2 protein-coding genes are annotated in these 3,851 nt (G+C 41.2%); both read right to left on the reverse strand.

Going from position 1 to position 3,851, the window contains the following annotated elements:
* Window positions 1–1,783 (reverse strand): polyphosphate kinase 1 (gene ppk1 / locus AC29Z1_RS14870; protein WP_488272239.1); only part of this gene is annotated, 1,783 nt, incomplete at its 3' end.
* A 5-nt stretch (window positions 1,784–1,788) separates the two neighbouring features.
* The gene (locus AC29Z1_RS14875) at window positions 1,789–3,336 is read right to left on the reverse strand and encodes a Ppx/GppA phosphatase family protein (protein WP_488272240.1); all 1,548 of its coding nucleotides are present in this window, start codon (window positions 3,334–3,336) and stop codon (window positions 1,789–1,791) included.
* Between the last annotated feature and the right edge of the window lie 515 nt (window positions 3,337–3,851).

The following is a 3,851-nucleotide window of genomic DNA, read 5'->3' on the forward strand; positions in this document are numbered from 1 at the left end:
GCTCTAAAAACCTCCCCACAATACTGCGTACCGTAATATTGTGACTAATACCAGGCACACCTGGCCTAAGTACGCAAATTCCCCGAACAATAAGGTCAATTTTAACTCCCTTGCAAGAAGCCTCATACAATTTCAAAACGATATCTTTATCCACAAGTGAATTCATTTTTGCAATAATGTAGCCACCGCTGCCAGCCTTAGCAAATTCAATTTCCCGATCAATAAGTTCCTTTATTTTTTCCCTTAATCCAAGCGGAGCTACAACAATCTTATTCCATACCGGCGGGTCCGAATACCCTGAAAGGACGTTAAAGAAAGCTGACGCATCGGCACCAAACTGCTCGTTAGCGGTAAACAATCCGATATCGGTATACACTTTTGCCGTAGCGTCATTATAATTGCCTGTACCCATATGGACGTATCGTTTAATGCCGTCCTGCTCCTGTCTGACAACCAATATCATTTTGGCATGGGTTTTGAGACCCACTAAGCCGTAAATGACATGGCATCCCGCTTCTTCTAAACGTCTAGCCCACAGGATGTTATTTTCTTCATCAAACCGGGCTTTTAATTCGACTAGCACCGTAACTTGCTTTCCGTTCTCGGCTGCCTGCGCTAATGCTTTGACAATCGGCGAGTCGCCGCTGACCCGGTACAAGGTTTGCTTAATTGCCAGCACTTTCGGGTCCCAAGCTGCCTGCTGGACAAAATCCATAACCGGCTGAAAGGATTCGTAGGGATGATGCAATAAGATATCCTGCTGCTTAATAGCGTCAAATATATTAGTAAAGCCTCTGAGTTCCCGCGGCGGACAGGGTACTATCGGACTATACCGCAGATGTTCAAGACCGCTAAGTTCGCTAAACTTAAAGAAGCAAGCTGCATCCAGCGGTCCAGCAATTTCGTATACATCCTGTTCTTCAATATTTAAGTTATGTATTAACAGTTGCTTAAGCGGCCTATTGCTGGTTTTACCAATCTCCAGTCTCACAGCCTGACCACGTTTTCGCTGCCGCAGCGATTTTTCCACTTCGACCAACAAATCTTCAGCATCTTCTTCGTCAATGGAAAGATCCGCATTTCTGGTTATCCGAAAAGGCACCACATCTTTAATGATATATCCGTGGAATAAAGTACCACAATAATGTTTGATAATATCCTCAAGAAAAACAAACTGCCGTTTATTACCATCAGGAGGTACTTCCACAATCCGCGGCAATACAGCCGGAACTTGAATAACAGCAGCATAGTCATCGCCATCTTCCTGACATAGCAATACTGCAAGATTCAGGCTACGATTGGATAAAAAGGGAAACGGATGCCCAGCGTCCACTGCCATTGGGGTAATCACCGGAAATATGGTGTTATTAAAGAAGTTCTCTATCCATTCCTGTGCCTGTTCATCAAGACTAGCTATATCTTTAAAGGCAATGCCCTTTTCTTCTAGTTCGGCCATAATTTTTTTTAGGTACTTGTACTGAGTCCTAACCAGTTCGTGCGTATCCTCAGTAATGCAAATTAGCTGCTGTCGCGCCGATAGACCGGCAGCATCCACTTTATTAATACCGCTTTCCAGTTGATGTTTAAGACCGGCTACACGAATCATGAAAAACTCATCCAAGTTAGAGCTGGTAATAGCAATAAATTTGAGACGTTCTAATAACGGCGTATGTTTGACCGCAGCTTCGCCTAATACTCGCCGGTTAAACTTGAGCCAGCTTAATTCTCTGTTAAAAAAGTATTCTGGATTGTCATGCATATCACAGCTTTTATCTTTGACCATTGCTGTTACCCCTCCTTGGTGATTAATGTAGCCTTGATTCCAAAAACATCTTCAAAAAAGACAGCCTTATCAGCAAACGTCCAAGCTTCCAGCGACATATCCTCGCTACTGGTCACAGTAATGATTAGCTCATCACCGCGCAACACAACCTCAGCCTGCTTAATTTTTTGACGGTGGCTGCGATCAAGCGCGTCCGCCAGCCGAATAATCGCCGAAAGCTTAGAAACAGTAACTTTTTGATTAGGCGTTAAATAGGAAAAAGTAGGATCATTGTCTGAGGGAGTACCTTTGGAGTGATAATGGGCAACATTCGCAATGACATGTTTTTCCGCTTCGGAAAATCCCATAAAATCAGAGGATATAATTAACCGGTAAGAATAAAAATAGTGTCTTCTTAAATTCACATGTTTACCAATGTCATGAAGAATGGCTGCTACCTTTAATAACAACCGGTGGCGCTCCCCTAAGCCATGAATACGTGCCAACTTGTCAAATAAGATCAGCGACCATTTTTCTACAGCAGCGGCATGAAGAGGATCAAAATAATACTTTTTGCCAATTTCCCAGCAAAAGCTGATAAGCTGGTCTTGAATAAGCTGTTTATGCTCATGTCCGGTTTTTTCGGCAATATGCTTAATAATTACGCCATCAATAAACTGATCACTGATAATGACCATTTCTTCGGGATTTGTCAGTGACAGTATCTGTTTATATAGCACAATGGTGGGCAACACAATATCTGCTTTATTCTCTGGCAAATGAAAAGTTTTAATAATTTGGGGCAGATTAAGTGAACGTACCTGCTTATAGAGGCTGGCAAACTCGGACAAACTGACAAACGTAATCTTCCCCTGTTCTTTGCCCAGCATTTTCAAAATCAGTTTGGTTTCAGTACCTGATAAAATCAGTCGTTTTATGTTATGCTGCTTCATTTCCTTTTCTACTGGTTCGATGGTACTTTTGATGTATTCTGAAAGCGCCTGATGAAAATGAGCAGAGTCGCGCTGATTTTTATTAAAACTTTCTTTGATGCGAAGCGCACCAATGTGAATGTTCTGCTGGTATGTAAGATTGCCGTCTTTATACAGAGTAAATCCTAGACCGCCTGAGGAAATATCAACAAACAGCATACTGTCATGGGAATTCATCAGCCCGTGGTCGTTTACTGTTTTGACCAGTGATACATATTTGTAAAATATCTCTTGCGGCATTTCAACAACTTCTACAGTAAGCCCGGTTTTGATTTTAATCTGGTCAATGATGTACATCTGGTTCTGGGCCTCACGAATTGCCGTGGTAGCTACCAGTCGGTAATCTCGTACACCGTATTCGGACAATAACCGTCGATAGCCTTTCAGCAGTTCGCATATCTCACTTACAGTACTAAAGCTAATTCGCCCTGTTTTAAAAGTTTCCTCGCCCAACATGACTTGACGGTAACTCTGTTCAACAATCTTAAGATCATCCAGCTTAGTATATTCAACAATCTGGACGCCAATTTGTTCTGAACCGACATGAATAGCGGCGAACCTTTCAGGTGCATGTCTGGTCATATGGCTCCTCCTAGATATGTATAATTTTTATAATATTCAATTCTTCGACAATTAGAACTCTAAATCCTGTGTTTTTTATCTATACCCAAGCATACCGTAATACGATTTTTCAAATTCATCATTTTAAACCTGTATCCAAGTGTTAGTCTGTGCCATCCATAGTTATCAATTATCTTGAAATGTTTCTTATACTCTCATGAGTAAATAACGGCAATCTAAAAACAAGTTAATCACATAAAAAATTATCATGTAGAAAAATGTTAGCAAGGTTTTTATTAATAATAGCGAATATGTTACTAAATATTCTCTACTCAAATGCAGTTAAGGAGTTGAAACTACTTTGACCGAACGGGTAGCAATTATTGATTTAGGCTCAAACTCAGCCCGCCTCATTGTTATGCACATTTACCATAATGGTGCGTATAATTTAGTGTATCATCAGAAAGAATCTGTACGCTTAAGCGAAGGTATGTCTGAATCCAAAGAACTTACCCGTGACGCCATATGGCGGGCCA

Source organism: Sporomusa sp., assembly GCF_057736855.1.